The sequence below is a fragment of the Rhodoferax sp. EU05-FHT12H12 genome (assembly GCF_058791215.1).
Map to the genome: position 1 here is coordinate 657,498 of NZ_JBYTDI010000002.1, position 25,659 is coordinate 683,156.

Genomic DNA, 25,659 nt, shown 5'->3' on the forward strand with positions numbered 1-25,659 from the left:
TGCGGTGCCAGCGGCGCCTACTGCGTGGAGTAGGCGGGTGCGGTGGGCAAGAGCTTGGCTTCCACCTCGGTCAGCACCCACACCTCGTGCAGCATGCCCTGGGGCTCAAGGATGTACACCACGGGCAAGGTCTGGCCCACCAGGGACGACGACATGGCCAGCATGCCATTGGCCCCACGGACGCGGGCGCCGGGCGAGAGGCGTGCCACCTTGTTGTCCAGCAGCACCTCGGGCGGTGCCACCACCTGCAGCGTGCCGCGCAGGGCTTTGGGGGGGAAGGACCGTACCGCCACCACTGCCGTGCCGGTGCTATCGGTCAGCTGTTGGGTTGTGGGGCTGGTCTGCGCCATGCTGCCCAGGGGCAGGGCGGCCAGCAAGGAGAGAGTGCCCAAGGCGCGAATGCAGCGGTTCATGGTGTGTATCCAGAGGCTGTGAATGAAAGAAGGGCCCGATTTTACCGGGCCCGCCCTTCAACGGGACTTTTGCAGGCGCTGCAGCATCAGTTCTTGCGCAATGCGCATGCGCTCCACGGCTGCAGACAGGTTCTTGAACTCCTGTACCTTGATGCTTGCAACCGGTTTTGTCGGCTCACCGCGGCTCAGGGCGTCGACCATGTCCGTCAGGTTGCGGATCGGTTCGGTCACACTTTTGGGCAGGCTGATCAGCAAGTACACACCGATGCCAATGCCGATCAGCACGGTTGCCATCACGCCGTAGATCATTTTGCTGAACCCTTCGTTGGTCACCGTGGTCAGCGCCAGCGTGGCCTGGCTCTTCTGGGCAAAGGTTTCGGCCACGCCTTTGATCAGATCGGCAGAAAAGCGGTCCTTGCCCGCCTTGATCAGGTCGTTGGCTTCTTCGGGCAACAGCATGCGCGTGCTCTCCACTGCGGGCGCGGTTTCCTTGGCTTTGGCGCCCTTGAGGCTGGCGGCTTGTGGTTCGGCGGCCTGGGCCGTAGCGACTTCTTCCTGCATCTTGCTGGCGCGGGCATTCACCTCGGCAAATACTTTGGCCATTTCAGCCGCATAAAACTCCCCAGCCGTGGCCCACTGGCCCACGCGGACCACGTCGTCCCCGCTCAGGGCGTTACTGGTGTTGGCGCGCATGCGCCCCAGCAGTGCAGTGATTTTCTCCATCGTACCGGTCCATTCCTTTTGGTACTGGGCGCGCTTGTCTGCGTTGTTCACGTAGATGAAGTACTCTTTTTCGTACCGGCGAATCTGCTGCGCCATGGTCGACAAATCGGCCAGGTCCACCTGGGCCACGGTGTTCCGGCGCGCCACCTCCACCACCTCGCGTTCGGTGTAGCGGCCCATGGTCAGCACGCCAGCGGCCTGCAGGACAAAGAACACGATGATGGCGATCAGGCCCACCATCAGGTTGCGGTTGATAGATGTTGTTTTGTTCATGGCTTACTTTTGAAGTGGGGTGACGGGGGGCGCCTTGCGGCTGCACTGCTCCAGAATGGTCTGGCGGATGCGTTCATTGGGCAGTCCGGCGGGCAACTGCTGGACGAGGTTGATCAGAAACGAGCGGAGATGAACTTCTTCGCTGGCCTGCGGCAGGCCATCACTGGCCGTGGTCGCGTCCATAGCGTCGTCGACCACAAACCGTGCGGCAACGCCGAGGTACTCAACAAGGACTTGGGTGGCCGTTTCGGCCACATGTTCGGGATTCCACACCTGGGGTTCTTCTTTCTTGTAGGTCCAGCCGCGTTTGGCTGGCGACGCCGTGGGCATCGTTTTCAGAAATTGTAGGTGCCCACTGCGGCCCGACCCTGGTGCGGGATAGCCGCGACCATGAAAAAACCCGCAAAGTGTGAACAATTGCGGGTTTTTAATATGGTGGTCGTAGGTGGACTTGAACCACCGACATCAGCATTATGAATGCTGCGCTCTAACCAACTGAGCTATACGACCGAAGCCCAGAATTATAGACCAAAAATTATTGGTGGGTAAAGTGGGCCGCGCGCTTGTTGACGAAGGCGTCCATGCCTTCCTTCTGGTCGGCGGTGGCAAACAGCGCGTGGAACAGGCGGCGTTCAAACACAATGCCGTCGGCCAAGGTGCCTTCAAACGCCCGGTTCACGGCTTCTTTGGCGGCCATCGTGGCGATTTGCGAGAACGCGCAAATCTGCAGCGCGGCGCCCAATGCTTCGTCTTGCAGCGTGTCCAGCGGCACCACGCGGCTCACCAAGCCGGCGCGTTCGGCCTCGGCGGCATCCATCATGCGGCCGGTCAGCGCCATGTCCATGGCCTTGGCCTTGCCCACGGCGCGCGGCAGGCGCTGCGTGCCACCTGCGCCGGGGATGATGCCCAGCTTGATTTCGGGCTGGCCGAATTTGGCGTTGTCGGCGGCGATGATGAAGTCGCACATCATGGCCAGCTCGCAGCCGCCGCCCAGGGCAAAGCCGCTGACTGCGGCAATCACCGGTTTGCGGATGGAGCGGATGGTTTCCCAGTTGCGGGTGATGAAGTCGCCCTTGTAGGCGTCGGCAAAGCTGAACTTGGCCATCACGGTGATGTCGGCGCCCGCGGCAAAGGCCTTTTCGCTGCCGGTGAGCACGATGCAGCCGATTGCCGGGTCGGCGTCAAAGCCCTTGAGCGCAGCGCCCAGCTCGTCCATGAGCTGGTCGTTTAGCGCATTCAGCGCCTTGGGGCGGTTCAGCGTAATGATGGCGACCTTGTCGCCTTCGATACGGGTGGTGATGCATTCGTAGCTCATGATGGGGTCTCCAGATTTTTGCGTCTTGGCACTATAGCGAAGAGGGTTTGCACATGACTGACACCGGTACGACCACCACCTCGGAAACTTTGGTTCTTTACGCCGAACAGGGCGGCGTGGCCCTGCTCACGCTGAACCGTCCGGCGGCCCTCAACGCCTTCACCCGCGAGATGCACCATGCGCTGTGGGCCGCGCTGGACCGGGCCGAAGCCAACCCGGCCATCCGCGCCGTGGTGCTGACCGGCGCGGGGCGTGGCTTTTGCGCGGGAGCCGACCTCAACACCGGCGAGCTGGGACCCGACGCCCACCCTGAAGGGCGGCCCGATCCCGGGGTCAGTATCGAACAGGCCTTCAACCCCACCACGCGGCGCCTGCAGGCGCTGCGCATGCCCACGGTGGTGGCGGTGAATGGCGTGGCGGCTGGGGCGGGCATGTCGTTTGCGCTGGCGTGTGACATTGCCATTGCGGCGCCCGGCGCCAGCTTCATTCAAGCCTTCAGCAAGATCGGGTTGATTCCTGATGCGGGCAGCACCTGGTTTTTGCCGCAGCGCCTGGGCATGCCGCGCGCGCTGGCGCTGGCCATGACGGGTGACAAGCTGATGGCGGCGCAGGCCAAGGAGTGGGGGCTGATTTGGGACGTGGCCGATGACTGCGTAGCGGCGGCTCTGGAGATGGCGCAGCGTTTCGCCGCCATGCCCACGCAGGCGCTGGTGGCCACGCGGCACTTGCTGCGGGATGGGGCTGCGCGCACTTTGCACCAGCAGCTGGATGCCGAGCGGGATGCGCAAAGTGCCATGGGGCGTACCGATGACTATGTGGAAGGGGTACGCGCTTTCCGCGAGAAACGGATTCCCAAATTCAGGGGGAGTTAGTTGCCGTGCGCCTGCATGGGGGGTGCGCCGAAGCGGGTGGGGCCGGGGCCCTCATGCCGTCCTGCTGGCCGGAAAATCGGGCCCCGGCCCCACCCGCTTCGGCGTGCGGTGCGTGTTTGGCTTTTTGACTAGGAACTGCCGTCCAGCCACTTGCCGACGGCGGCCGCATCGCGGATGGACAGGCGCACGGCGGTGCTGGGGGTGGGCATGGTCAGTGTCAAGGTCGTCAAGCGTTTGTCGCGTGATACGAGGGCGCTGACTTTTTTGGCCTTGCCGGTGTAGAGCGTCAGGTCGTCCAGTGCCTGCATGCGCCAGGGGTCGCCTTCGCCCTTGCCCTCCGCCTGCACCGCAATCCATTCGTCGCCGGCGGCAAAGCCGGCTTTCTCGGCCACGCCGCCGCGCAGCACCTGCTGGATGAACAGGCCGCCGTTTTCCTTGACCCGCAGGCCCAGCTGCTGCGCCACCTGGTCGGGCTCGCGGTTCACCTGCACGCCGTGTTGCTCCAGCAGCTCGGCCACGGGCAGTTCCTTGGTGCTGTGCACCCAGTGCGCGATGTCTTTGGCGTAGCTGCGGCCAGTCTGTGCCTGCAACACGGCCAGCAAGTCGGCCTCGGCCATGGGGCCGCCTTCGCAGCGGGCCCACAGGCCGCGCATCACGGCGTCCAGCGTGGTTTTACCCTCGGCGCGCAGCGTCAGGTCCAGGCACAGGCCGACCAGCGAGCCCTTGGTGTAGTAGCTCACCGTGGCGTTGGCGGTGTTTTCGTCCTGGCGGTAGTACTTCACCCAGGCGTCAAAGCTGCTTTGCGCCACGCTTTGCACCAGCCGGCCCGGCGTCTGGTTCACCTGGTTGATGGTCTTGGTCAGCAGCTTGAGGTAGGTGGCGTTGTCGATGCGCTTGGCGCGGCGCAGCAGCAGGTCGTCGTAGTAGCTGGTGAAGCCCTCAAAGAACCACAGCAGCTGCGTGTAGTTTTCCTGGGTGTAGTCATAGGTGGCCAGCTCGGCCGGGCGCAGGCGTTTGACGTTCCAGGTGTGGAAGTATTCGTGGCTGATCAGACCGAGGAGCGTGGTGTAGCCCTCGGGCTGCTTGTGTGTGGTGGGGGCCAGTGTGCTGCGCGGCTGGCGGGGCAGGTCTTTGCGGTTGCAGATCAGCGCGGTGGAGTTTTTGTGCTCCAGGCCGCCGTAGCCATCGTGCACGGCGTTCAGCATGAAGACGTAGTTTTTGAACGGAATCGGGCTCTGGCCCCTGTCCTTCTTGCGCGAGTTGCTCACTTTTTTGATATCCGCGCCGACCGCATCACCATGCCAGAAGCGCAGTTCGGCCTCGCAAATCGCCTGTGTGTCGGCCAGCAGCTGGGCACCGTCAAAGCTGGGCGGCGCACCTGCCACCACAAAGCGGTGTGGAATGCCGCAGGCCACAAAGTTGCCGCTCCAGAACGGCCCCATCTCCACCGGGCAGTCCACCAGGGTGTCGTAGGTGTCGGCGCGGTACAGGCCAAAACCAGCCTTGGTCACACGCACCGGCTCCAGCCCGGTGGCCACGCTCCAGCCTTTGAGGGCGTCACTGGTCACCAGCGCCAGCGTGTGCGGGGCCTGCGCTTGCTCTGGCACTTGCAGGCACAGGCTGGTGCCGTTGAAAAAGCCGCGCGTCGCGTCCAGCCAGGCGGTGCGCACCGAGTTGTCAAACGCATACACCTCGTACTGCACTTCTAGCGGGGTGCCGGGGGTGCAGCGCACCTCCCAGGTTGCCTTGTCTCGCTGCTCCACCGCTACCCGTTTGCCGGCTTGGCGGGCCTCCAGCTTTTGCAGGTGTTTGGCAAATTCGCGCACCAGGTAGCTGCCCGGAATCCACACCGGCAGGCGCAGGGTTTGGGTGGCGGCAGGCACGGGCACCGTGAGGGTGACCCGGAACAGGTGGGCGTGCACATCCAGCACCTCCACCTGGTAGTGCACGGGGGCAACGGTGGCGGTAGAGGTGCGAGATTTCATGTCAAATTGGCCTCTAGCCCTCGTGGAATATGCGCGAGCAGCTATGAAAAAAGGAGTGGTTTGCGCAGGGGATCAGCCCTTGGCGGTGGCCAGGTGCTTCTCGATCTGCGGTGCGTCAATGGCGCCGGGCACGCGGTTGCCGTCCTGGAAGATCAGGGTGGGGGTGCCGTTGATGCGGTAGGTTTTGCCAAACTCCACATTGCGTGCCAGCGGGCTCACGTCACACATGGCCGCCGCCGTGGGAGCCGGCTGGTCGCGCAGCATCCAGTCTTGCCAGGCGGTGGCCTTGTCTTTGGCGCACCAGATGGCCTTGGACTTCTCGGTGGAGTCCGCACCCAGGATGGGGTAGAGGAACATGTAGATGGTGACGTTGTCCACCTTCTGCAGGTCGCGCTCGAAGCGTTTGCAGTAGCCGCAGTTGGGGTCTTCAAACACCGCGATCTTGCGCTGGCCGTTGCCACGCACGATGGTGAAGGCGTCCTTGAAGGGCAGGCTCTCGAACTTCACGGCGGTGAGCTTGTTGATGCGCTCTTCGGTCAGGTTGCGCAGCTCCTTGCCCTTGGTCGCGAACAGATTGCCCTGAAACAGGTGGTCGCCTGTGGCGTCGGTGTAATACACCTCAGCGCCGTTCACGCGGATCTCGTAAATGCCGGGAATGGCGGTCTTGCGCACTTCGTCAATGTCTTTGAGCTGCGGAATGCGTTTGCCGATGTTGGCGCGGATGGCCGCTTCTTGCGCGTGCAGGCTGCCAGCGCTACCTAGCACCAGTGCGGCGGCCAGAAAAGGAATGGAGAGTTTCACAGGCGAGGTCTCGTGGGGAAGGAACAGAAAATTAAGAAGGGGTGCCCATGGCACGCCGTGCCACCCAGTGTTTGAGCAGGCCGCTGGCATTGAAGCCTTGCATGCCCCAGTTGCGCAGGCTGGCTGCGGCGGCGTGGGGGTGGGCAAACAGCTGCTGCAGGGCATCGCCCGCGCCGCCCACCAGCGCAAAGTCGGCTTTGCGCGCACGCTCAAAGGCGCGCAACAGTTTGGGGTCGGCCACGCTGCGCCAGTAGGGGCGGGTGTCCAGCACGCGCACCAGCTCGGCCACATCACCCAGGCCCAGGTTCAGGCCCTGGCCGGCCAGCGGGTGCACGTTGTGGGCGGCGTCGCCCGCCAGCACCCAGGCACCGGTGTTGGACTGGCCGCTCCAGCGGCGGGCCAGCGCATGTTGCAGCGGCCACACCTTGCGCGCGCTCTCCAGCGTCACGGCGCCCAGGGCATCGTGGCTGGCAGCTTGCAGGGCATCGGTAAATTCCATGTCGGAGGCGGCTTGCAGGGCGCTGGCCCGGTCTGGAGAGACTGACCACACCACGGCGCATAAGTTCCCACCGGGTCCACCCATGGGCAAAAAGGCCAGGATCTCGCCCTGCGAGAACCACTGCCGCGCCACCTGGCCGTGGCCCTGGGCGCAGGTCACGCGGGCGGCCAGCGCCCATTGGCCGTAGGGGGTCACGTCAAAGTCCACGCCCAGCTCTTCGCGCGTGCGGCTGGCCCGACCTTCGCACACCACAGTGAGCGTGGCTTGCGGCGGGGTGTCCACCACTTCAATGAGGGGCTGAAAGCGCACCGCCTCGGCCAGTTGGGCCTCCAGGGCGGGCACGTCCACGATCCAGTTCAGTGCGTCGGTGCCTTGCAGCGCGGCGTCAAACGCCACTTCGCCGCCCTCGTCGCCGTGCACTTCCATGCGCAGCACCGGTGTGGCCCGCGCGGTGTCGGGCCAGCAGCGCACCCCTTCGAGCAGCGCACGCGCGGGCTGGTTCAGCGCATAGGCGCGCACATCGGATTCTGCGGGGGTGGAGGGTGCCGCGTAGAGCGCCACGCGCAGCCGTTTGGCGGCCAGATGCAGGGCCAGCGTGCGCCCCACGATGCCTGCGCCGCGGATGCCAATGTCGTAAGAAGAAGCCATGCGGCCATTGTAGGAGGCCGGGTACCATGCCCATTTGACCGCAACAGGAAGACCCCGATGAGCGAAGGTGCCAGCGATGTACAGGGGCAGATTGCCCAGTTGATGATTTACCCCGTGAAGTCCTGCGCCGGTGTGGCCGTTGCGGAAGCCGTGTTGCAGGAGACCGGCCTGCAGTGGGACCGCCACTGGATGGTGGTGGACGCAGACGGCCTGTTTGTCAGCCAGCGCGAATGCGCGCGCATGGCGCTGGTTCGCCCGCAGATCGAGGCCGACAGTTTGCTGCTGCAGGCGCCTGGCATGCCGGAGTTGCGCGTGCCGCTGCAGGCCCGCGGCGCGACGCTGCGGGTGCAGGTGTGGGATGACGTGGTGGATGCGCTCGACACGGGCCCCGAGGCGGCCCAATGGCTGCAGGCGTTTCTGGGAGCCCCCGCGCAACGGCTGGTGTGCTTTGACCCGGCGGCCCGGCGCGCCTGCAGCACCAAGTGGACTGGCGGCCTAGCCGCCAGCACCCAGTTCGCCGACGGCTACCCGGTGCTGGTGACCACCGACAGCGCCATGGACGAACTCAACACCCGATTGGCAGCGATGGACCACCCGGCGGTGGGCATGGCGCGCTTTCGGCCGAATGTGGTGCTCAGTGGCCTGTTGCCGCATGATGAAGACCACCTGGGCCCGCTGGAGGTGCTGGAGGATGGCACCGCCGTGGCGGGTTTGCAGTTGGTCAAACCCTGCGCACGCTGCCCGATTCCCAATATCGACCCGGACACCGCAGAGAGCCACCCTGGCGTGGGTGACGCACTGCAGGCCTACCGCCAGGATGCACGGGTGAACGGGGCCATCACCTTTGGCATGAATGCCATCGTGACCCACGGCGCGGGCACGGTGCTGCGTGTGGGCCAGGTGGTGCAGGGAAACTACGCGTTCGGTTGAGTCGGCAGCTCGCTGCTGGCTCCGTGCGTGGAGTGCCTCGAGGGGAGGGGCTGGGTTTGCGGCGCCTCCAGAAAACGGATGGGACGGCGCGTGCGCGGCGAAATGCCTTCGAGCAGATTGCCAAGCTCTTCCAGAATGCTGGAGGGCTCGGGGAGGACCTCGCTGAGCATCACGCAGGCCACATGAAACTGCAACGTCACCTCCGGCTTAAGCCCGGGCAGCGGGATCAAGCCCGAGGCGATCAGCCGCACCATCCGTTCAGTCAGGGTCTGGCGGTCATGCACGCCGTCCAGCACCAGGCCAAAGCGTGCGCTGTCCAGGCGGCCCGCCGGGTCCACATCGCGCAGCACACGGTGCAACTTGACGGCGGCACGCAGCAGACACTGCTCGGCCACTGCATCGCCATACGAATCGCGCAGGTATTTGAAATTCACCACGTCCACCAGCACGATGGCAGAGGGCTCGCCGGCATGCCGCGCCCGGGCCAGGGCGTACTCCACCTGTTGCTGGAGCAGCGGCGCTGTCAGCAAGCCGGTCAGGGCGTCCTGGGTGGGGAGGGCCTTGGCGCGCTCCTCGGCCTCGCGCCGTTCGCGGATACGGGTGTGCAGCGCCTGCTGCAGCAAGGGCACGGTGATGGCGATGGCCAGCACCAGCACATAACGGGTCTGCCACCAGTCGGGTATCAGGTGCCACATCTGCGCCACGAGTGCCAGCACCGCCAGGGCCTGCGGCGCATAGGCCATAAACAGCCATTTGCTCACGGCATAGCCGCGTCGCCAGGTCAGCGCGGTGCACACGACGGTGAGGATGGGGCCCGCGGTCAGGTAGACCGAATTGAAGTAGTCGGCCGTTTGCCGGTCGATGGCCGCGGTGAGCAAGGCAATCGGCATGGACGCCAGGCCGCAGGCATACAGTATCTTGGCCAGGCGCGGGTAGCCCACGTCCAGCGATGACAGGTGGCGCACAAACAGCAGGGTGCCGCCCACCCCCAACACGGGCAGGGCCATGTGCGCATAGTTGGACCACAGCGGGGACGTGGGCCACAGCCACATGCCCGAAAGTCCGGTGGCATTGGTCGTCACTACGGTCACCAGCACGGCGTAACCGGTGTACCAGCCATCTACGGTGCTGCGGCTTTGCAGGTAGTGGATGCCGCACACCCCAATCAGCATGAACAACATGCCCATCAGGGTGCCCAGGCCCAGGTTCTCCAGTTCCTGCTGCCGGTCGCGCACGTTTTTGGTGGACAGGCGCAGCGGCAACATGGCCGGTTTGAAGTTGCGCACCTCCAGGTAGACCTCGTGTACGCCCGGCTCGGGGATGGTGATGGTGAAGTCCGGATAGAGCGAGGGGTGGTCCCATTGCGCGACCGCTGTGGTGTCTCCCGCCAACTGCTTGTCCCAGCCGCCCTTGCCCTTGGGCTGGTAAAGCGCGGCGTAGTCCAGGTAGGGCAGCGGCAGGTGCAGCGTCCAGTCGGCGGGTGCGTCGGCGGCACGTTGCAGGGGCAGGCGAATCCACAGGGTGTTCCCGTCACGCAGGGCAAACTGCTGCTCGGCAGCTTGTGGCGTAAAACTGTCCGGTGCTTGTTTGCTGATGCCGCCAATGCCAATGCTGGGTTCGTTTTCCATCAGCACCGCCAGCGTGCCGCCAATTTGCACGCTGGTATGGGAGCCTTCCAGCGGGATGGGGGTGTTGGCCTGCGCCACCATCCCTGCTACCAGCCCACACAGGATCCCGCACCGGACCAGCCAGCGGCACAGCGTGGTGGTACCGCTCATGCAAGCTCCGGGGCGAAGGCCAGTGGCGCGGCCAAGGTGGGCTCGGGCTCCAGGAAGCGTATCGGGCGCCGCGTACGCGGTGAAATGCCGGCCAGTACGCCGGACAAATCCTCCAGCACCCGCTCGGGCGGTACCGGGTTGTCGTGCAGCAGCACACAGGCGGCCTGGAATTGCAGGGTCACCTCGGGTTCCAGTCCCTGCAGCGGGATCAGGCCCGAGGCCACCAATTTGACCAGGCGTTCCGTCAGCGCTTGGCGCGAATTCACGCCTTCGAGCACCATGGCAAAACGCTCGGCCCCCATGCGCGCCGCCGGGTCCACATCGCGCAGGATGCGGTGCAACTTGATCACCGCGCGAAGCATGCACTGCTCGGCCGTGGTGTCGCCCATGGTGGTGCGGATGCGCTCCAGATTAATGACACTGACCAGCACCAGGGCCACCGGTTCACGGGTGTCAATGGCACGTTGGTAGGCTGCTTCCACATGGCTTTGAAAGGCCTGCGCGGTCAGCAGTCCGGTCAGGGCGTCCTGGGTGGGCAACTGGTCGGCGCGCAGGGCCACTTCCTTGCGGTCATGGGTGGCGCGGCTCAGGGCGTACATGAGCGTGGGGACAGAGAGCGCCACGCTCAGGGACATGAAGTAACGTATCCCCCACTGGGGGGGGGCCAGGCCAAAGGCCTCGGCCATCAGCCACATCAGGCACACACACTGCGGCACGTAGGCCAGCATCAGCCAGGTGCCAATGACTGAGCCTCCGCGCCAGCTCATCACGGTGACCAGCAGACCGACGGTGGTGGCCGCCAGCAAGGCGGCGGTGCCCAAGTGGTCGGCGATGTCGCGCGCCAGCAGCACGTAGCCCACTACCGCGCCCAGGGTGCCCCAGGCGATCAGCACCAGGGGCTTGTCATACCGGTGGAAGTGGGTGGACAGCGCATACAGCTTGCGCACAAACAGCAACGAGGTGCCCACAGTCACCAGTGGCAGGATGCTATTGGCATAGTCGGCCCAGGTGGGCCAGGCAGTCCACAGCAAGGCGTTGAGCACACCATTGACCTGTGCGACCGACATGGCGACCAAGAGTCCGTACCAAGCAGCGCTCAGATCGAGGGGGTTCTGGTGCTCGTGGTGGCGAAGGACCGAGAGTGCTACCAGGGTGAGCAGGGTGCCAATGACCAGGCCCAGACCTACGCTCTCCAGTTGGCGCTGGCTTTCGCGCAAGGGGGTGGCGGCCAAGCGCACCGGCAGGCTCAGGGGTTTGAAGTTGCGCACCCGCAGGTACACATCCTGCGGCGCGCCGCTGGGCAGGTCCAGGGTGAATTCGGGGTAGAGGCCGCGCTGGCTCCAATGGGCTTGCGCCAGGGTGTCCCCCGCGGTCTGTGCGGTCCAGGTTTTGCCATCGGGGCGCTGGTAGAGCGTGACCGAATCCACATACGGTGCGGGCACATTCAGGGTCCACTGCGCGGTGTTGCCGGTCGCACGCACGATGCGCAAATGCAGCCACAGGGTGTTGCCGCTGTACAGGGCGTGGCGGGTCAAGGCCTCTGCCGGGGTGAAGGCTTGTGGGGTGTTGGCGACTTCTTCAACGCTGGCGCGGCTGCCGCTTTCCAGCCAGGCCGGTACCTGCCCCGCCAGTTCCAGACGGGTGTTGCCGTCGCCCAGCACCAGGGGCTGCGGCATGGTCGGTGTGCCGGCCCAGACCGGCGCCCAACCCAGCCCCAAGGCTGCTGCCCAGGCCAGCATCAAGCGCAAAAGCGGGTATGGCATACACTTGGCACCCAGTTTTTAGAGGTTTGTTATGAGTTTGAAGTGTGGCATTGTAGGCCTGCCCAATGTGGGCAAAAGTACCCTTTTTAACGCCTTGACCAAGGCCGGCATTGCTGCAGAAAACTACCCGTTTTGCACCATCGAGCCCAATGTGGGTGTGGTCGAGGTGCCGGATCCGCGCCTGCAGCAGCTGGCCGAAATCATCACGCCCGAGCGCATCGTGCCGGCGATCGTGGAGTTCGTGGACATTGCGGGTTTGGTGGCCGGGGCGAGCACCGGTGAAGGCCTGGGCAACAAGTTTTTGGCCCACATCCGCGAGACCGATGCCACCATCAACGTGGTGCGCTGCTTTGAAGACGACAACGTGATCCACGTGGCCGGCAAGGTGGACCCGATTGCCGACATCGAGGTGATTCAGACCGAACTGTGCCTGGCCGACCTGGGCGCGGTGGAAAAAGCCCTGCATCGCGTGACCAAGCTGGCGCGCTCGGGCGACAAGGAATCCGTCAAACTGGTGACCATCCTGGAGAAGTGCCAGGCTGCGTTGAACGAGGCCAAGCCGGTGCGCACACTGGACTTCACCAAAGAAGAACTGCCGCTTTTGAAGCAGTTTTTCCTGATCACCGCCAAGCCCGCCATGTTTGTGGCCAACGTGTCCGAAGACGGCTTCGAGAACAACCCGCTGCTGGACCGCTTGACGGCCTTTGCTGAGGCCCAGGGGGCCCCCGTGGTGGCCATTTGCGCCAAGATGGAGGCCGAGCTCTCCGAGATGGACGATGCTGACCGTCTGGAGTTTCTCCAGGAACTGGGCCAGTCCGAGCCCGGCCTGAACCGCCTGATCCGCTCTGCGTACAGCCTGCTGGGTCTGCAAACCTATTTCACCGCAGGTGTGAAAGAAGTGCGCGCCTGGACCATCCATGTGGGCGACACGGGCCCGCAGGCGGCCGGCGTGATCCACACCGACTTCGAGAAGGGCTACATCCGCGCCCAGACCATCGCGTTTGACGACTTCATCGCCTTCAAGGGCGAGCAGGGCGCCAAAGACGCGGGCAAGATGCGCGCCGAAGGCAAGGACTATGTCGTCAAGGATGGCGACGTGATGAACTTCCTGTTCAGTTCCTGAGCCCCTCTTTGCCACTGTGACCCTGTCCTACGACTGGCTGGCCCTGGGGGCTGCGGCCTGCTGGGCCGTCACCGGGCTGCTGTCAGCCCCGCAAGCGCGCCATCTGGGCGCGTTTGCTTTTACGCGCTGGCGCATGGGGCTGGTGTTCCTCATGCTGCTGCCGGTGGTCGTATTCAGCGGGGGCTGGGCGACGCTGTCGTGGGCGTCTTTTGGCGTACTTGCCATCAGTGGCTTGATCGGCATTTTTGTCGGCGACACCGCCTTGTTTGCCTCCATGAACCGCTTGGGCCCGCGCCGCACGGGGGTGCTGTTTGCCACCCATGCTTGTTTCAGCGCCTTGTTGGGTTTTGTGATCCTCGATGAGCGCATGGGGGGGCAGGCCTTGTTGGGCGGTGCCTTGGTGGTGGGCGGCGTGATGATGGCCGTGGCGCTGGGGGCGCACAAGAACGAATCCCATGCGCTGGAAGTCACGCGGGGCCATTGGCCCTTGGGCGTGGCGCTGGGTCTGCTGGCCGCACTGTGCCAGGCGCTGGGGTCTCTGATGGCCAAGCCGGTGATGGCGTCGGGCGTGGACCCGGTGACCGCCACCGTGGTGCGTGTGGGCGTGACCTGCGTGGCGCATTTGGGTTTGCTGTGGGCGGGCGCGGGGGTGGCGCGTACGCAGAACGCACTCTCTGCCCGCGTGTTGGCCTGGGTGGCCTTGAGCGGCATGATCGGCATGGGCTTGGGCATGAGCCTGATTCTGCTGGCCCTGCGTTATGGCGACGTGGGCATGGTGGGCATCTTGTCGTCGGTATCGCCGGTGCTGGTGTTGCCGCTGCTGTGGTGGAACCTGGGGCGTGCACCTGCGCAGGGCGCCTGGTGGGGGGCAGCCCTCACGGTGCTTGGAACTTCCATTGTTTTGGTGCGCTAGCCACCGTCAATACTGCGCAGGCAGCTCCTATATTGATAGCAAGGTGATGCGCGGGTTGTTTACCACAGCGTGGCAAGCCCGGTCATGGCCGCCGTCATGAGCACGTAGCGCGCCAACTTGCCCAGCGCCATATAGGCCACACAGGGCCAGAACGGCAACTTGAGCCAGCCCGCCACCGCGCACAGCGGATCACCGACCAGCGGCAGCCAGGCCAGCAGGCAGGCCTTGGGGCCCAGGCTGCGCAGCCATTCGAGCGCACGCAGGTGGTGGGCCGAGTGGCCATAGCGGTCGGCCACGCGGTGTGCGCCATAGCCCATCCACCAGCTCACGGCACCGCCCAGGGTGTTGCCCACCGTGGCCACCAGCACGACGGGCCAGAACAACGCGGGGTTGAGCTGTACCAGCCCAAACACCAGAGGCTCCGAGCCCATGGGCAACAGCGTGGCCGAGATGAAGGACACCACAAACACCGTGCCCAGGCTGTACTCGGGCAGTGCAAGCAATTTCAGGAGGGTGGGGATCCAGGTGTCCATGGCGAGCGCAGTATAGGGAGTCCGCTGATTCGCTGCGCTGCAGCAGGCGAATTTCAATTGCTGAAATTTTGGGCAGTTAGAATGCAGGCCGGCCCCAACGTCCTGGGGCCCTTGTCTTTTTAAGCCACCCCCGTTTCACACACAGTCCATGCACATCGGTCCGTTCGCGTTGGCGAATCACCTCTTTGTCGCACCCATGGCGGGGGTGACCGATCGCCCCTTCCGGCAGCTGTGCAAGCGCCTGGGGGCAGGGTATGCGGTGAGCGAAATGGTGACCTCGCGCAAGGATTTGTGGAACACGCTCAAGACCTCGCGTCGCGCCAACCACGCAGGTGAGCCCGGTCCGATTGCCGTGCAGATTGCGGGCACCGAAGCCGCCATGATGGCCGAGGCCGCGGCCTACAACATCGACCGCGGCGCGCAGATCATCGACATCAACATGGGTTGCCCGGCCAAGAAGGTGTGCAACAAGTGGGCCGGCTCGGCCTTGATGCAGGACGAGCAACTGGCGATTGAAATTGTGGAGGCCGTGGTGCAAGCCTGTGCGCCGCGCAATGTGCCCGTCACGCTGAAGATGCGCACCGGCTGGTGCCAAGCCGAGAAAAATGCCGTGAAGCTAGCACGCGCTGCGGAGGCGGCGGGCGTGCAGATGGTGACGGTGCACGGTCGCACACGCGAGCAGGGCTACAAGGGCGCCGCCGAGTACGACACCATTGCCGCCGTCAAAGCCGCACTCAAAATTCCGGTGGTGGCCAATGGTGACATCACCAGCCCCGAAAAGGCGCATGCGGTACTGCAGGTCACCGGTGCCGACGCCATCATGATTGGCCGTGCCGCCCAAGGTTATCCCTGGATTTTTCGTGAAGTGGCGCACTACCTGGCCACTGGCACGCACCTTGCACCACCCCTGGTGAGTGAAGTCAAACGCCTGCTGGTGGAGCATCTGTACGACCACTACAGCTTGTATGACGAATTTATCGGTGTGCGCTCGGCGCGCAAGCACATTGGCTGGTACCTGCGCGAATTGCCGGGGGGTGAAGACTTCCGCCAGCGCATGAACCTGCTGGAAGACAGCGCCGCGCAGGTGGCCGCGGTGGAAGATTATTTGGATCAAATGAACGAAAAAATGGACCGCATCCCGCGCCGGGAACCAGCGTCCGACTTGGCTAGGGGACATGACATGATGGAATTGGCAGCATGAGCAAGAAGCACATTGATGAGTGCGTGCGCGCGAGCCTGGAGGTGTATTTCGCCGACCTGGGCGGTACCGAACCCGATGGCATGTACGACATGCTGGTGCGCGCGGTGGAGAAGCCGCTGCTCGAGGTGGTGATGGCCCAGGCCGACCACAACCAATCCAAAGCCGCCCAGTGGTTGGGCCTGAACCGCAACACCCTGCGTAAAAAACTGGTCGAGCACAAGCTGCTCTCCTAACCCTCGCTGCCCGGCCCCGCCATGGCGCGGGGCTGGTGAATTTCTTTTTGCTTTTAACTTCACTCCCGCACCATGAACGCAACCCAAACCGCACTGCTGTCCGTCTCTGACAAGACCGGCATCGTCGAACTCGCCCAAGCCCTGCACGCCCAGGGCGTCAAGCTCCTGTCCACCGGCGGCACCGCCAAACTGCTGGCCGAAAAAGGCCTGCCCGTGACTGAGGTGGCAGAGATGACCGGCTTCCCAGAAATGCTGGATGGCCGCGTGAAGACCCTGCACCCGCGCGTGCACGGTGGCCTGCTGGCGCGCCGCGACTTTCCCGCACACATGGCGGCGCTGGCGGAGCACCAGATCAACACCATCGATTTTCTGGTGGTGAACCTGTACCCGTTTGAAGCGACCGTGGCCAAGGCCGGCTGCACGCTGGAAGACGCGATCGAGAACATCGACATCGGCGGTCCCGCCATGGTGCGCAGTGCGGCCAAGAACTGGAAGGATGTGGCGGTGCTGACCGACGCGGCCCAATACGACACCGTGATCGCCGAGCTGAAAGCCAGTGGAAAGGTGAGTGACAAGACCAAGCTGGGCCTGTCGATTGCCGCGTTCAACCGCATCAGCCAGTACGACGGCGCGATCAGTGATTACCTGTCCGCGATCCAGATCGGTGACGCAGTGCCCGCCGGTGACAAGGCGCTGGTGCTGGACCTGTTCCCCGGCCAGAGCAACGGCCGCTTCGTCAAGGTGCAAGACCTGCGCTACGGCGAAAACAGCCACCAGCAGGCTGCGCTGTACCGCGACCTGCACCCCGCCCCCGGCTCGCTGGTCACTGCCAAGCAATTGCAGGGCAAGGAACTCAGTTACAACAATATTGCCGATGCCGATGCGGCCTGGGAATGCGTGAAGAGCTTCACCACCCCGGCCTGTGTCATCGTCAAACACGCCAACCCCTGCGGCGTGGCCGTAGGGGCCCACGCGCTGGAGGCCTACAGCAAGGCCTTCCAGACCGACCCCACCAGCGCCTTCGGCGGCATCATCGCGCTGAACTGCGAGTTGGACGAAGCCGGTGCCCAGCAAATCTCCAAGCAGTTTGTCGAAGTGCTGATGGCCCCTAGCTTCACACCCGCAGCCCTGGAAGTCTTCAAGACCAAGGTGAACGTGCGCATTCTGCAAATCGATCTGCCCAAGGGTGGCAACACCGCCTGGGAGCAGGGTCGCAACCTCATGGACATGAAGCGCATCGGCTCCGGCATCCTGCTGCAAACGGCCGACAACCATGAGCTGGCCTTGTCTGACCTGAAGGTGGTGACCACCAAACAACCCACCGCCGAAGAATTGAATGACCTGCTGTTCGCCTGGACCGTGGCCAAGTACGTCAAGTCCAACGCCATCGTCTTCTGCAAGGGCGGCATGACCATGGGCGTGGGCGCTGGCCAGATGAGCCGTCTGGACTCCGCGCGTATCGCCAGCATCAAAGCCGGCCACGCGAACCTGTCTCTGGCAGGCACCGTGGTGGCCAGCGATGCCTTTTTCCCCTTCCGCGACGGCCTGGATGTGGTGGTGGACCAAGGCGCCACCTGCGTGATCCAGCCCGGCGGCTCCATGCGCGACCAGGAAGTCATTGATGCGGCCAACGAGCGTGGCGTGTCCATGGTCTTCAGCGGCGTGCGCCACTTCCGCCACTAAACAGAAAGCCGTCCATGCTGTCTTTCCGATCTCTCGCGGCCGGTGCGTCGCTACTGTTGGCGGTATCCGCGGTCTGGGCGCAAGCGTCCGACAAACCCATCCGCCTGATCGTGCCCTACGCACCCGGTGGTCCACTGGACATCACGGCCCGTGTGCTGGCCGAACGCGTGAAAGACAGCCTGGGCACGGTGGTGGTGGACAACCGCCCCGGCGCCGGCGGCAACATCGGTGCGGATGCGATTGCCAAGGCCGCGCCGGATGGTTACACCATCGGCATTGCGGCCACGGCCACCCATGCGGTGAATCCCTGGTTGTTTGCCAAGATGCCCTACAAAGCCGCCACCGACTTTGCGGCCATCACGCAAATGGTGCGGGTGCCCAATGTGCTGGTGATGAACGCCGAGGCCGCGCAGCGCCTGCATATCCATACCCTGGCGGACCTGATCGCCTATGCCAAGGCGAACCCTGCCAAGCTCAATTACGGCAGCGGCGGCAATGGCAGTGCCGGCCACCTGGCGGGTGAGATGTTCAAGAAGGAAGCGGGCATCTTTGCGCTGCACATCCCCTACAACGGCGGCAACCCGGCCCAGATGGCTTTGTTGAGCGGCCAGGTCGATTTCAACCTGGACAACCTGGCCAATGCTGCACCCAACATCCGTTCCGGCAAGCTCAAGGCCCTGGCCGTCACCTCGCTGACGCGCAGCAGCGCCCTGCCGGATGTGCCCGCCATGGCGGAAACACTGAAGGGCTTCGGCATTGACACTTGGTGGGGGCTGGTGGCCCCGGCCGCCACGTCCAAGGAGCGCATTGCGCAACTCAACCAGGCCTTTGTGGCGGCCCTGCAGGCGCCCGAGACCAAGGCCCGCTTTGCCACGCTGCTGGCGGAGCCCACGCCCAGCACGCCAGCGGCCTTTGATGCGCTGATGAAGGCCGAACGCGCCAAGTACGAGAAGGTGGTCAAGGCCACGGGTGCGCGGGTCGATTGACGCGCCGGACGGCCAAAACCGTGGTTACCGCGCGGTTTCGCCACGACCGGGAATAATCGCTGCATGAAACACCATATTGAATCGAGCCTGCAAGAGGCGCATTCCGCACTGACCGCCTTGCTGGCCAACCCGGCCGCGCTGGCTTCTGTGGAGCAAGCTGCACAGTTGTTGATCGCTACCTTTGAGCGCCACGGCCGCGTGTACTCCTGCGGCAACGGCGGTTCCATGTGTGACGCCATGCACTTCGCCGAAGAGTTGACCGGCCGTTACCGCAAAGACCGCAAGGCCTTGGGTGCCACCGCCATCAGCGATGCAGGCCACCTGACCTGTGTGGGCAACGACCACGGCTATGAGCAGGTGTTCGCCCGCTACATTGAAGGCCATGGCCGCCCGGGCGATTGCTTGGTCGCCCTGAGCACCAGTGGCACCAGTAAAAACGTGATCAAGGCGGCCGAGGCCGCCAAGGCGCTGGGTATGACGGTCATCATCCTCAGCGGCAAGCGAAGTGACAAGCTGGAGCCCCTGAGTGATGTGTATATCTGTACCCCGGGTGGCACCTACGCCGACCGGGTGCAGGAGCTGCACATCAAGGTGCTGCACATCCTGATCGAGCTGATCGAGCGCCACTTCTTCCCCGAGAACTACGTTGGCGAGTGAGGGGGGGCGGGCACGGTGCAGGCCCTCCAAAAAACAAGGGCTAGATGCCAAATTGGCCTCTAGCCCCCATAGATGCTGCGCAAGCAGCTTCTATTTTGATAGCAACTTGAATACCTCACCCGCTGCCGCTACGGTCTCTGCAATGTCGGCATCGGTGTGTGCCGCGCTCATGAAGCCGGCTTCGTACAGCGCCGGGGCGATGTAGACGCCGCGGTCCAGCAGGCCGTGGAACAGGGTGTTGAAGCGCGCGTTGTCGGTGGTCATGACCTTGGCGTAGTTCTGGGGCAATTCCTTGAACAGGAAGAAACCGAACATGCCCCCTTCGCTGTCGCCACAGAAGTCCACGCCGGCCTTGTCGGCCTCGGCCTGCAGACCATTGATCAGGCTTTGGGTCTTGCGGCCCAGGGCTTCGTAGAAGCCGGGTTTGCCGATTTCCTTCAGGGTGGCCAAGCCGCAAGCGGTGGCCACGGGGTTGCCGGACAGGGTGCCAGCCTGGTACACCGGACCCAAGGGTGCGAGCTGTTCCATCACGGCACGCTTGCCACCAAAGGCGGCCAGCGGCATGCCGCCGCCAATCACCTTGCCCAGCACCGTCATGTCGGGCTCGAAGCCGGGGATGCTGCGGGCGTACACGCTTTGTGCGCTGCCCAGGGCCACACGCAGGCCGGTCATCACCTCGTCAAACACAAACAGCGCGCCGTACTGGGTGCACAGCTCGCGGCAGCGCTTCATGAATGGCACGCTGGCGCGCACAAAGTTCATGTTGCCGGCAATCGGCTCGATCATCAGGCAGGCCAGTTCCTTGCCGTGCAGTGCAAAGGCCTCTTCCAATTGCGGGATGTTGTTGTACTCCAGCACCAGAGTGTGTTGCACCACTTCGGGCGGCACACCGGCGCTGGTGGGGTTGCCAAAGGTGGCGAGACCCGAGCCGGCCTTGACCAAGAGCGCATCGGCATGGCCGTGGTAACAGCCTTCGAACTTCAGAATCTTGCTGCGGCCGGTGGCGCCGCGTGCCAGGCGGATGGCACTCATGCCGGCTTCGGTGCCGCTGCTGACCAGGCGCACCATGTCCATGCCGGGCACGCGCTCCAGAATGGCTTCGGCCAGTTCCACTTCACGTTCGGTCGGGGCACCAAACGAGAAGCCGTCCAGTGCGGCCTTTTGCACCGCCTCCAATACGGCGGGATGGCCATGGCCCAGGATCATGGGCCCCCAAGAGCCGATGTAGTCAATATGGCGCTTGCCATTCGCGTCCCAGAAGTAGGCGCCTTGGGCGCGCTGCACAAAGCGGGGTGTGCCGCCCACGGCCTTGAAGGCACGTACGGGCGAGTTCACGCCACCGGGAATGACGCGCTTGGCGCGCTCGAAGAGGTCTTGGTTACGGTCGATGGACATAGGAGGGGCAAAGAGAGGTCAGTGGCGTGTGGCGTGCGGAGGGAGGTCGAAGTCCACATCGTCGGGCGTGTCTTCGTCGTCGGATTCGGGGTGGGCCCAAAACAGGCGATCGGGGATTACCTGGCCCATGCCGGGGCGAAAGCCGCTCTCCAGGCAGCGGTCCAGGTAACTCAGTGCTTCGGTCACTGCCTCGGTCAGTTCGGTGCCACTGGCGATCAACGCGGCCAGCGCTGCGGACAAGGTGTCACCAGCACCCGTGAACACGGCCTCGAAACGCTCGAACTTCTCGCTGCACAAGACCGCGGTGGGGGAGGCCAGTACGTTGTCGATGAATTGGTCGGGTAGCGGAATGCCGGTGACCAAGGTGTAAGGCACGCCAAAAGCATTGGCCGCTATGGCGATGTCGCGCGCGCTGGGGCTTTTGTCGGAACTCCAGTCCGGCAGGAGCCATCGTGCGAGTGTGCTGTGGTTTCCAACCAACACTGTGGTTTGTGGCAAAAGTAACTCTGTGCAAGCGTCCTGGTAGAGGTCGATCTGGTCGTCCTGCCACCACGACAGGTCGGGCATGTAGGCCACCAGCGGCACGTCGGCGTAGTCCGAAGCCAGCTCGGCAATCGCGCTCAGGTTCTCGGGGGTGCCGACAAAGCCGACCTTGAAAACCTGGGCGGGTACATCTTCCAGAATCACCCGGGCCTGCTCGGTCACGGCCTCGTCGTCCAGAGGGAAGTGGTCCACGATCTCTGAGGTGTCGCGGGCGTAGACGCCGGTTACCACGGGCAGCGCGTGGGCGCCTACGGAGGCAATGGCGCTGAGGTCTGCAGAGGTGCCGCCGCCGCCGCTGGGGTCGTTGGCGTTGAAGGCCATGACGCAAGCCGAGGGGCCGTCATCGTCAATTTCTTCTTCGGGAGCGGGGGAGGGAGTTGCCGACATCGGGGGGCCTGTATTGGGGTTTGTCATCAGGCAGAATGGCGAACTTTCAGCGGGCGGCCCGCATTTTCGCAAGAGCTGCTCTATACAATCGTTGCATTCTATTCGAAGGCCCCTTAAGCTGTGACCGATACTAAAACTTGGATGTGCTTGATTTGCGGTTGGATTTATGACGAGGCCACCGGCGCGCCGGATCACGGCATCGCGCCGGGCACTCTCTGGGCTGATGTGCCCATGAACTGGACTTGCCCCGAGTGCGGTGCACGCAAAGAAGATTTCGAAATGGTGCAGATCTGATGCTGCATCGCTGGTGCGGATTTAACCTATCCTGACCGTCCACGCTAGTACTGGAGCAAAGCACCTTGAGCACCACAGCACCTACCTTCAAAGTTCTGGTTATTGACGACAGCAACACCATACGGCGTAGCGCGGAGATTTTTCTCAAGCAGGGTGGGCACGAGGTCATGCTGGCCGAGGATGGGTTTGATGCGCTGGCCAAGGTCAATGACTACCAGCCGCACCTGATTTTTTGCGACATCCTGATGCCCCGTCTGGACGGATACCAGACTTGCGCCATCATCAAACGCAACACCAAGTTTTCCGGGGTTCCTGTGGTCATGCTGTCCTCCAAGGACGGCGTGTTCGACAAGGCGCGTGGCCGCATGGTCGGCGCCCAGGATTACTTGACCAAACCCTTTACCAAAGACCAGTTGTTGCAGGCCGTGCAGCAGTTTGGCGCTGTATTGCAAGGAGCTATGTGATGGCTATCACCAAAGTATTGATCGTTGATGACTCAAAAACCGAGCTGATGTTTTTGACGGAGTTGTTGCAGAAGAATGGTTTCACCGTGCGTTCTGCCGAGAATGCCGATGAGGCCTTCAAGCGCCTGTCGGAAGAGAAGCCCCATTTGATTCTGATGGACGTGGTGATGCCCGGCCAGAATGGTTTCCAGCTCACCCGCGCCATCAACCGCACACCCGAGTATTCCGAGATCCCGATCATCATGTGCACCAGCAAGAGCCTGGAGACTGACCGCGTGTGGGGGATGCGCCAGGGTGCCAAGGACTACATCACCAAGCCCGTTGATGCGTCGGAGCTGTTCGCAAAAATCAAGGCTTTGGACTGATCCGCGTAATCCATGGCCAACAGAGAAGCACTCCGAGAGCTCCAAGCCCGCTTGGCCAGTCGCCTGCAGGCGGCCCGTGCCGAGGGTATGTCCGTTGCGTGGCTTGCTGTTCGTGCGGGGGGCAGCAACTATCTGTTTCCTTTAGGACAGTCGGGTGAAATCGTTCCCTTGACGCAGTTGCAGGCCGTGCCGTATTCCCTGGACTGGTTCCGGGGCGTCGTCAACATCCGTGGCGGTTTGTTTGGGGTTGTCGATTTGGCCGGGTTTATCGCGATCAGCGGCGGTGGTGCGCGGCAAGAGCCGGCAGTGGCCGAGCCCAGTGTGGTCACGCTCAATGCCCTGTTGGAAGTGAACTGCGCGCTACAGGTGGATACCTTGTCCGGCCTGCGTGGAGCGGATGCTTTTGTCTCCTCCAAGCCTGCGCCCGCCGACGCACCGATCTACTTTGGCAACCAATTTTTCGATGCCACGGGCGAGCAGTGGCAAGAGATCAATTTGCGTACCCTCTCCCAAACCCCTCAGTTTTTGAGCATCAGCGCTTAAGTACCACCAGTAAGGTCCCATCATGTCTGTTGTCGATCAATTGAAAAACCTGTTCTCCAAAAAGCAGCAGGAGTCCGAGTTGGATTCGCGCCTGAGTCTGGCCATGCCCGATGCGACTGTGGATGCTGTGGGGCAAGAGACCTTGCAAGAGTCGCAGAATGCGCCCCTGCAGCCCCCCGTGGCGCCTGGGGTGGTGAGCGGCGAACCGGCCATCGATGAAGGGGACCTGGTTTCGGTTCCTGGATTGGGGCGCCGAACGGTATCGCAGCACCAGCGGACCTTGTCGTTCTTGTTGGCGGGGGCTTTGTTGGTGCTGGCGGTGGTGGTGTTCATTGTGCTGAGCCAATCGGACCGCGTGGCGCAGCAATTGGGAGCTACAGGCCAGTCCCTGATGCAGTCGCAACGATTGGCGAAGTCGGTGTCGCAGGCGGTGGTGGGTAGTGCCCAGGCCTTCCCCGATGTCTCGGAAAGTGCAGGCATTTTGGCGAAGTCCACCCGCGGTTTGCAGGCAGGAGATGCCGAGATGCGCATCAACCCCCTGGACGAAGAGTATGCCCCTGAGCTCAGCAAAGTGATTCCCTTGGTCGAACGCGCCGAGAAAAACGCCAAGGCCGTGATGGGGCAGCAGAAGATGCTGACGCAAATTGGCTCCGCGCTGCGCCTGATCAACCGCCAGTCGTCCGATTTGCTTGAAATTGCGGAGACGGTGGCATCGCTGAAGTTGCAACAGAACGCCCCTGCGGTGGAGATCTCCGCGGTGGGCCAGTTGGTGATGCTGACCCAGCGTATTGGCAAGTCTTCCAACGAATTCTTGACCGCCGAAGGCGTGAGCCCAGAAGCTGTGTTTTTGCTGGGCAAGGACTTGAACACCTTCAAGGAAATTTCCGAAGCACTGCTGTCCGGTAGCACCGAGTTGCGCTTGACGGCGACCAAAGACCCGGCGACCCGTGAGCAGCTGGAAGCGCTGATCAAGATGTATGAAGAGACCCGCGTGCAAGCCGGTGCCATTTTGGGCAACTTGCAGGGCCTGGTGTCTGCGCGTGAAGCGCAGGGCGCCATCATTGCGGACAGCGAACCTTTGCGTCGCAACCTGGAAGAACTGCAGTCCAAACTCTCCAGCCAAGCAGGTATCAGTGGCGGCTCCTTGGCCATCATGGTGGCGGCCGCGGCTTTTGCGCTGTTGTGTGCGGGCGGCCTGTCGTATGTGCAGTTGCAAGACAGTCGCAAGCGCCAAGTATTGGCTGAAGACCAGCGACTGGAAGCCGAGCGCCAAGAACATGAAGCCAAACGGGTGAATGACGCTAACCAGGCCGCCATTTTGCGTTTGATGAACGAACTGCAGACAGTGGCTGAGGGAGATTTGACCCAAGAAGCCACGGTGACCGAAGACATCACCGGCGCTATTGCCGACTCGGTGAACTACACGGTGGAAGAGTTGCGCTCCCTGGTATCCAACGTGCAAAACACGGCGGCCCGCGTGGCCCAGACGACGGCCGATGTGGATGCGACATCTACCGAGCTGCTCGCAGCTTCCAATGAGCAGTTGCACGAGATTCGTGAAACGGGTAAGTCCGTTGTGGATATGGCCGGTCGAATCAACGAAGTGTCTGCCCAGGCGCAAGAGTCTGCTGCGGTAGCCCGCCAGTCCTTGCAAGCGGCGGAATCCGGCCTGCAGGCCGTGCAGAACGCGATCGGTGGTATGAACTCCATCCGCGACCAGATCCAGGAGACCTCCAAGCGCATCAAGCGTCTGGGTGAGTCTTCGCAAGAGATTGGTGAAATTACCGAGCTGATTTCTGACATTACCGAACAGACCAACGTGCTGGCCTTGAACGCAGCCATTCAGGCCGCGTCCGCTGGTGAAGCCGGTCGCGGCTTCTCGGTGGTGGCGGAAGAAGTGCAGCGTTTGGCGGAGCGATCTGCCGATGCGACGCGCCAGATCGCTGCGCTGGTGAAGGCCATTCAGACGGATACGCAAGATGCCATCGGCGCTATGGAGCGTTCTACCCAAGGTGTGGTGGAAGGAGCCAAGCTGTCCGATAACGCGGGTACTGCGCTGACGGAAATTGACCGTGTGTCACGCCGCGTGGCCGATCTGATTGAACAGATCTCGAACTCTGCCTCCCGCGAAGCCGGACTGGCGAACGTGGTGGCAGACAATATCCAGCACATTTTTGCGGTGACCGAGCAGACCGGGGAAGGTACCCGCGCCACGGCCAACCAAGTGCGTGAACTATCTCGCATGGCAGAAGAGCTGCGCCAGTCGGTGTCCCGATTCAAGATTGCCTGACCTTCGTGTCCCGCATTCCCCCAGCCCCGTGAGATCCAGGAGAGCCTGA

General features: G+C 63.3%; 26 protein-coding genes and 1 tRNA gene. 14 read left to right on the forward strand and 13 right to left on the reverse strand.

Annotation, left to right across the window (positions count from 1 at the left end):
* Positions 1–17: 17 nt before the first annotated feature.
* From AC3WS7_RS07885 to AC3WS7_RS07905, 5 genes are all read right to left on the reverse strand, one after another.
* A complete protein-coding gene (locus tag AC3WS7_RS07885) occupies positions 18–413 on the reverse strand; it encodes a hypothetical protein (RefSeq protein ID WP_492655957.1) in 396 nt (131 codons plus the stop codon).
* A 57-nt stretch (positions 414–470) separates the two neighbouring features.
* Complete coding sequence (locus AC3WS7_RS07890) at positions 471–1,409, reverse strand: hypothetical protein (RefSeq protein WP_492655958.1); 939 nt, start codon at positions 1,407–1,409, stop codon at positions 471–473.
* 3 nt (positions 1,410–1,412) lie between these two features.
* A complete protein-coding gene (locus AC3WS7_RS07895; protein WP_492655959.1) occupies positions 1,413–1,739 on the reverse strand; it encodes a hypothetical protein in 327 nt (108 codons plus the stop codon).
* Between the two features lie 103 nt (positions 1,740–1,842).
* Positions 1,843–1,919 (reverse strand) — tRNA-Met (locus AC3WS7_RS07900).
* A 25-nt stretch (positions 1,920–1,944) separates the two neighbouring features.
* Positions 1,945–2,724, reverse strand: coding sequence for an enoyl-CoA hydratase (locus AC3WS7_RS07905; RefSeq protein WP_296467250.1), 780 nt, complete (start codon positions 2,722–2,724; stop codon positions 1,945–1,947).
* 53 nt (positions 2,725–2,777) lie between these two features.
* Here AC3WS7_RS07905 and AC3WS7_RS07910 point away from each other — a divergent pair, with 53 nt between their 5' ends.
* Entirely contained in the window at positions 2,778–3,596 is an 819-nt protein-coding gene (locus AC3WS7_RS07910; RefSeq protein ID WP_492655960.1) for an enoyl-CoA hydratase-related protein, read from the forward strand.
* Positions 3,597–3,724: 128 nt separating this feature from the next.
* Here the strand turns inward: AC3WS7_RS07910 and AC3WS7_RS07915 are convergent, their stop codons facing one another.
* From AC3WS7_RS07915 to AC3WS7_RS07925, 3 genes are all read right to left on the reverse strand, one after another.
* On the reverse strand, positions 3,725–5,581 hold the full coding sequence (locus AC3WS7_RS07915; RefSeq protein WP_492655961.1) for a M61 family metallopeptidase: 1,857 nt from the start codon (positions 5,579–5,581) through the stop codon (positions 3,725–3,727).
* 72 nt (positions 5,582–5,653) lie between these two features.
* Positions 5,654–6,382: a DsbC family protein gene (locus AC3WS7_RS07920; RefSeq protein ID WP_492655962.1), complete on the reverse strand. Its 729-nt coding sequence runs from the start codon at positions 6,380–6,382 to the stop codon at positions 5,654–5,656.
* A gap of 31 nt (positions 6,383–6,413) precedes the next feature.
* Entirely contained in the window at positions 6,414–7,529 is a 1,116-nt protein-coding gene (locus AC3WS7_RS07925) for an FAD-dependent monooxygenase (RefSeq protein ID WP_492655963.1), read from the reverse strand.
* 57 nt (positions 7,530–7,586) lie between these two features.
* Between AC3WS7_RS07925 and AC3WS7_RS07930 the strand changes: the two genes are divergently transcribed.
* Positions 7,587–8,459, forward strand: a complete 873-nt coding sequence (locus AC3WS7_RS07930) for an MOSC domain-containing protein (protein WP_492655964.1) — start codon at positions 7,587–7,589, stop codon at positions 8,457–8,459.
* Here AC3WS7_RS07930 and AC3WS7_RS07935 read toward each other — a convergent pair.
* Both AC3WS7_RS07935 and AC3WS7_RS07940 read right to left on the reverse strand, forming a co-directional pair.
* Positions 8,444–10,237: a sensor domain-containing diguanylate cyclase gene (locus AC3WS7_RS07935; RefSeq protein WP_492655965.1), complete on the reverse strand. Its 1,794-nt coding sequence runs from the start codon at positions 10,235–10,237 to the stop codon at positions 8,444–8,446. The two genes, AC3WS7_RS07930 and AC3WS7_RS07935, sit on opposite strands and share 16 nt — an antisense overlap.
* Positions 10,234–12,000: a sensor domain-containing diguanylate cyclase gene (locus AC3WS7_RS07940; protein WP_492655966.1), complete on the reverse strand. Its 1,767-nt coding sequence runs from the start codon at positions 11,998–12,000 to the stop codon at positions 10,234–10,236. Before AC3WS7_RS07940 ends, AC3WS7_RS07935 begins: the two co-directional genes overlap by 4 nt.
* Before the next feature lie 31 nt (positions 12,001–12,031).
* On the opposite strand from AC3WS7_RS07940, the gene ychF reads away from it, so the two are divergent.
* Together ychF and AC3WS7_RS07950 are read left to right on the forward strand one after the other, a co-directional pair.
* The gene (ychF, locus tag AC3WS7_RS07945; RefSeq protein ID WP_296467226.1) at positions 12,032–13,123 is read left to right on the forward strand and encodes a redox-regulated ATPase YchF; all 1,092 of its coding nucleotides are present in this window, start codon (positions 12,032–12,034) and stop codon (positions 13,121–13,123) included.
* Positions 13,124–13,139: 16 nt separating this feature from the next.
* The gene (locus AC3WS7_RS07950) at positions 13,140–14,036 is read left to right on the forward strand and encodes a DMT family transporter (protein WP_492655967.1); all 897 of its coding nucleotides are present in this window, start codon (positions 13,140–13,142) and stop codon (positions 14,034–14,036) included.
* A 59-nt stretch (positions 14,037–14,095) separates the two neighbouring features.
* Here the strand turns inward: AC3WS7_RS07950 and AC3WS7_RS07955 are convergent, their stop codons facing one another.
* Positions 14,096–14,569: a YqaA family protein gene (locus tag AC3WS7_RS07955; protein ID WP_296467219.1), complete on the reverse strand. Its 474-nt coding sequence runs from the start codon at positions 14,567–14,569 to the stop codon at positions 14,096–14,098.
* Positions 14,570–14,717: 148 nt separating this feature from the next.
* On the opposite strand from AC3WS7_RS07955, the gene dusB reads away from it, so the two are divergent.
* The 5 genes from dusB to AC3WS7_RS07980 all read left to right on the forward strand — a co-directional run bounded on the left by dusB (position 14,718) and on the right by AC3WS7_RS07980 (position 19,329).
* Positions 14,718–15,770, forward strand: a complete 1,053-nt coding sequence (gene dusB, locus AC3WS7_RS07960) for a tRNA dihydrouridine synthase DusB (RefSeq protein WP_492655968.1) — start codon at positions 14,718–14,720, stop codon at positions 15,768–15,770.
* Positions 15,767–16,003 (forward strand): Fis family transcriptional regulator, encoded by a 237-nt coding sequence (locus AC3WS7_RS07965; RefSeq protein WP_296467213.1) that lies wholly within the window; start codon positions 15,767–15,769, stop codon positions 16,001–16,003. The genes dusB and AC3WS7_RS07965 overlap by 4 nt, the downstream gene beginning before the upstream one ends.
* Before the next feature lie 72 nt (positions 16,004–16,075).
* Positions 16,076–17,686, forward strand: coding sequence for a bifunctional phosphoribosylaminoimidazolecarboxamide formyltransferase/IMP cyclohydrolase (gene purH / locus AC3WS7_RS07970; protein ID WP_492655969.1), 1,611 nt, complete (start codon positions 16,076–16,078; stop codon positions 17,684–17,686).
* Positions 17,687–17,700: 14 nt separating this feature from the next.
* Positions 17,701–18,672: a Bug family tripartite tricarboxylate transporter substrate binding protein gene (locus AC3WS7_RS07975; RefSeq protein WP_492655970.1), complete on the forward strand. Its 972-nt coding sequence runs from the start codon at positions 17,701–17,703 to the stop codon at positions 18,670–18,672.
* A 63-nt stretch (positions 18,673–18,735) separates the two neighbouring features.
* Positions 18,736–19,329 (forward strand): D-sedoheptulose-7-phosphate isomerase, encoded by a 594-nt coding sequence (locus AC3WS7_RS07980; RefSeq protein WP_296467205.1) that lies wholly within the window; start codon positions 18,736–18,738, stop codon positions 19,327–19,329.
* Positions 19,330–19,419: 90 nt separating this feature from the next.
* On the opposite strand, the gene hemL is transcribed toward AC3WS7_RS07980, so the two are convergent.
* On the reverse strand, positions 19,420–20,724 hold the full coding sequence (hemL, locus tag AC3WS7_RS07985; RefSeq protein WP_492655971.1) for a glutamate-1-semialdehyde 2,1-aminomutase: 1,305 nt from the start codon (positions 20,722–20,724) through the stop codon (positions 19,420–19,422).
* A gap of 18 nt (positions 20,725–20,742) precedes the next feature.
* Positions 20,743–21,654, reverse strand: coding sequence for a bifunctional hydroxymethylpyrimidine kinase/phosphomethylpyrimidine kinase (thiD, locus tag AC3WS7_RS07990; RefSeq protein WP_296467198.1), 912 nt, complete (start codon positions 21,652–21,654; stop codon positions 20,743–20,745).
* A 141-nt stretch (positions 21,655–21,795) separates the two neighbouring features.
* On the opposite strand from thiD, the gene AC3WS7_RS07995 reads away from it, so the two are divergent.
* The 5 genes from AC3WS7_RS07995 to AC3WS7_RS08015 all read left to right on the forward strand — a co-directional run bounded on the left by AC3WS7_RS07995 (position 21,796) and on the right by AC3WS7_RS08015 (position 25,610).
* Positions 21,796–21,948: a rubredoxin gene (locus AC3WS7_RS07995; RefSeq protein WP_370446738.1), complete on the forward strand. Its 153-nt coding sequence runs from the start codon at positions 21,796–21,798 to the stop codon at positions 21,946–21,948.
* Positions 21,949–22,013: 65 nt separating this feature from the next.
* Positions 22,014–22,412, forward strand: a complete 399-nt coding sequence (locus tag AC3WS7_RS08000; RefSeq protein WP_492655972.1) for a response regulator — start codon at positions 22,014–22,016, stop codon at positions 22,410–22,412.
* Positions 22,412–22,777, forward strand: a complete 366-nt coding sequence (locus AC3WS7_RS08005) for a response regulator (protein ID WP_105262146.1) — start codon at positions 22,412–22,414, stop codon at positions 22,775–22,777. The genes AC3WS7_RS08000 and AC3WS7_RS08005 overlap by 1 nt, the downstream gene beginning before the upstream one ends.
* 12 nt (positions 22,778–22,789) lie before the next feature.
* Positions 22,790–23,320, forward strand: coding sequence for a chemotaxis protein CheW (locus AC3WS7_RS08010; RefSeq protein ID WP_296467184.1), 531 nt, complete (start codon positions 22,790–22,792; stop codon positions 23,318–23,320).
* 22 nt (positions 23,321–23,342) lie between these two features.
* Complete coding sequence (locus AC3WS7_RS08015; protein WP_492655973.1) at positions 23,343–25,610, forward strand: methyl-accepting chemotaxis protein; 2,268 nt, start codon at positions 23,343–23,345, stop codon at positions 25,608–25,610.
* Positions 25,611–25,659 lie beyond the last annotated feature (49 nt).

Excerpts from the sequence above, each read along its gene's own strand:
- AC3WS7_RS07885 (WP_492655957.1), bottom strand. The coding sequence starts at position 413 with ATGAACCGCTGCATTCGCGCCTTGGGCACTCTCTCCTTGCTGGCCGCC.
- AC3WS7_RS07890 (WP_492655958.1), bottom strand. The coding sequence starts at position 1,409 with ATGAACAAAACAACATCTATCAACCGCAACCTGATGGTGGGCCTGATC.
- AC3WS7_RS07895 (WP_492655959.1), bottom strand. The coding sequence starts at position 1,739 with ATGCCCACGGCGTCGCCAGCCAAACGCGGCTGGACCTACAAGAAAGAA.
- AC3WS7_RS07905 (WP_296467250.1), bottom strand. The coding sequence starts at position 2,724 with ATGAGCTACGAATGCATCACCACCCGTATCGAAGGCGACAAGGTCGCC.
- AC3WS7_RS07910 (WP_492655960.1), top strand. The coding sequence starts at position 2,778 with ATGACTGACACCGGTACGACCACCACCTCGGAAACTTTGGTTCTTTAC.
- AC3WS7_RS07915 (WP_492655961.1), bottom strand. The coding sequence starts at position 5,581 with ATGAAATCTCGCACCTCTACCGCCACCGTTGCCCCCGTGCACTACCAG.
- AC3WS7_RS07925 (WP_492655963.1), bottom strand. The coding sequence starts at position 7,529 with ATGGCTTCTTCTTACGACATTGGCATCCGCGGCGCAGGCATCGTGGGG.
- AC3WS7_RS07930 (WP_492655964.1), top strand. The coding sequence starts at position 7,587 with ATGAGCGAAGGTGCCAGCGATGTACAGGGGCAGATTGCCCAGTTGATG.
- AC3WS7_RS07935 (WP_492655965.1), bottom strand. The coding sequence starts at position 10,237 with ATGAGCGGTACCACCACGCTGTGCCGCTGGCTGGTCCGGTGCGGGATC.
- AC3WS7_RS07940 (WP_492655966.1), bottom strand. The coding sequence starts at position 12,000 with ATGCCATACCCGCTTTTGCGCTTGATGCTGGCCTGGGCAGCAGCCTTG.
- ychF (WP_296467226.1), top strand. The coding sequence starts at position 12,032 with ATGAGTTTGAAGTGTGGCATTGTAGGCCTGCCCAATGTGGGCAAAAGT.
- AC3WS7_RS07955 (WP_296467219.1), bottom strand. The coding sequence starts at position 14,569 with ATGGACACCTGGATCCCCACCCTCCTGAAATTGCTTGCACTGCCCGAG.
- dusB (WP_492655968.1), top strand. The coding sequence starts at position 14,718 with ATGCACATCGGTCCGTTCGCGTTGGCGAATCACCTCTTTGTCGCACCC.
- AC3WS7_RS07965 (WP_296467213.1), top strand. The coding sequence starts at position 15,767 with ATGAGCAAGAAGCACATTGATGAGTGCGTGCGCGCGAGCCTGGAGGTG.
- purH (WP_492655969.1), top strand. The coding sequence starts at position 16,076 with ATGAACGCAACCCAAACCGCACTGCTGTCCGTCTCTGACAAGACCGGC.
- AC3WS7_RS07975 (WP_492655970.1), top strand. The coding sequence starts at position 17,701 with ATGCTGTCTTTCCGATCTCTCGCGGCCGGTGCGTCGCTACTGTTGGCG.
- AC3WS7_RS07980 (WP_296467205.1), top strand. The coding sequence starts at position 18,736 with ATGAAACACCATATTGAATCGAGCCTGCAAGAGGCGCATTCCGCACTG.
- hemL (WP_492655971.1), bottom strand. The coding sequence starts at position 20,724 with ATGTCCATCGACCGTAACCAAGACCTCTTCGAGCGCGCCAAGCGCGTC.
- thiD (WP_296467198.1), bottom strand. The coding sequence starts at position 21,654 with ATGTCGGCAACTCCCTCCCCCGCTCCCGAAGAAGAAATTGACGATGAC.
- AC3WS7_RS07995 (WP_370446738.1), top strand. The coding sequence starts at position 21,796 with ATGTGCTTGATTTGCGGTTGGATTTATGACGAGGCCACCGGCGCGCCG.
- AC3WS7_RS08005 (WP_105262146.1), top strand. The coding sequence starts at position 22,412 with ATGGCTATCACCAAAGTATTGATCGTTGATGACTCAAAAACCGAGCTG.
- AC3WS7_RS08010 (WP_296467184.1), top strand. The coding sequence starts at position 22,790 with ATGGCCAACAGAGAAGCACTCCGAGAGCTCCAAGCCCGCTTGGCCAGT.
- AC3WS7_RS08015 (WP_492655973.1), top strand. The coding sequence starts at position 23,343 with ATGTCTGTTGTCGATCAATTGAAAAACCTGTTCTCCAAAAAGCAGCAG.